The organism is Evansella sp. AB-P1 (genome assembly GCF_029688925.1).
Lineage (GTDB): Bacteria > Bacillota > Bacilli > Bacillales > Salisediminibacteriaceae > Evansella.
The window spans coordinates 1-1,628 of sequence record NZ_JARUKY010000044.1; the positions used below are offsets into that span (position 1 = coordinate 1).

Annotated in this window: 1 rRNA gene; it reads left to right on the forward strand. The window is 53.7% G+C overall.

From position 1 onward, the window contains the following. The first annotated feature begins 45 nt into the window (after nt 1-45). Nucleotides 46-1,600 (forward strand): 16S ribosomal RNA (locus tag QA612_RS22410). The last annotated feature ends 28 nt before the right edge of the window (nt 1,601-1,628 follow it).

Below are 1,628 nucleotides of genomic sequence, written 5' to 3' on the forward strand. Positions count from 1 at the left end.
TTTTTAGCCAGTATAACTGGTTTTGATGTCAGAGACATCGAACTCTTATTGGAGAGTTTGATCCTGGCTCAGGACGAACGCTGGCGGCGTGCCTAATACATGCAAGTCGAGCGGACTTCTTAAAAGCTTGCTTTTGAGAAGTTAGCGGCGGACGGGTGAGTAACACGTGGGCAACCTGCCTTACAGACTGGGATAACTCCGGGAAACCGGGGCTAATACCGGATGATCGATGGAACCGCATGGTTCTGTCGTAAAAGTTGGGATTACTCCTAACACTGTGAGATGGGCCCGCGGCGCATTAGCTAGTTGGTGAGGTAACGGCTCACCAAGGCAACGATGCGTAGCCGACCTGAGAGGGTGATCGGCCACACTGGAACTGAGACACGGTCCAGACTCCTACGGGAGGCAGCAGTAGGGAATCATCCGCAATGGGCGAAAGCCTGACGGTGCAACGCCGCGTGAACGATGAAGGTCTTCGGATTGTAAAGTTCTGTTGTTAGGGAAGAACAAGTGCCATTCAAATAGGTTGGCACCTTGACGGTACCTGACCAGAAAGCCCCGGCTAACTACGTGCCAGCAGCCGCGGTAATACGTAGGGGGCAAGCGTTGTCCGGAATTATTGGGCGTAAAGCGCGCGCAGGCGGTCTCTTAAGTCTGATGTGAAAGCCCACGGCTCAACCGTGGAGGGTCATTGGAAACTGGGAGACTTGAGTGTAGGAGAGGAAAGTGGAATTCCACGTGTAGCGGTGAAATGCGTAGATATGTGGAGGAACACCAGTGGCGAAGGCGACTTTCTGGCCTATAACTGACGCTGAGGCGCGAAAGCGTGGGGAGCAAACAGGATTAGATACCCTGGTAGTCCACGCCGTAAACGATGAGTGCTAGGTGTTAGAGGTTTCGATACCTTTAGTGCCGCAGTTAACACATTAAGCACTCCGCCTGGGGAGTACGGTCGCAAGACTGAAACTCAAAGGAATTGACGGGGGCCCGCACAAGCAGTGGAGCATGTGGTTTAATTCGAAGCAACGCGAAGAACCTTACCAGGTCTTGACATCCTCTGACAACCCTAGAGATAGGGCGTTCCCCTTCGGGGGACAGAGTGACAGGTGGTGCATGGTTGTCGTCAGCTCGTGTCGTGAGATGTTGGGTTAAGTCCCGCAACGAGCGCAACCCTTGATCTTAGTTGCCAGCATTAAGTTGGGCACTCTAAGGTGACTGCCGGTGATAAACCGGAGGAAGGTGGGGATGACGTCAAATCATCATGCCCCTTATGACCTGGGCTACACACGTGCTACAATGGGTGGTACAAAGGGCAGCAAAGCCGCGAGGCCGAGCGAATCCCATAAAGCCACTCTCAGTTCGGATTGCAGGCTGCAACTCGCCTGCATGAAGCCGGAATTGCTAGTAATCGCGGATCAGCATGCCGCGGTGAATACGTTCCCGGGCCTTGTACACACCGCCCGTCACACCACGAGAGCTTGTAACACCCGAAGTCGGTGCGGTAACCTTTTGGAGCCAGCCGCCGAAGGTGGGACAGGTGATTGGGGTGAAGTCGTAACAAGGTATCCCTACCGGAAGGTGGGGATGGATCACCTCCTTTCTAAGGAGCTATGAAAGCTCAAATTTTT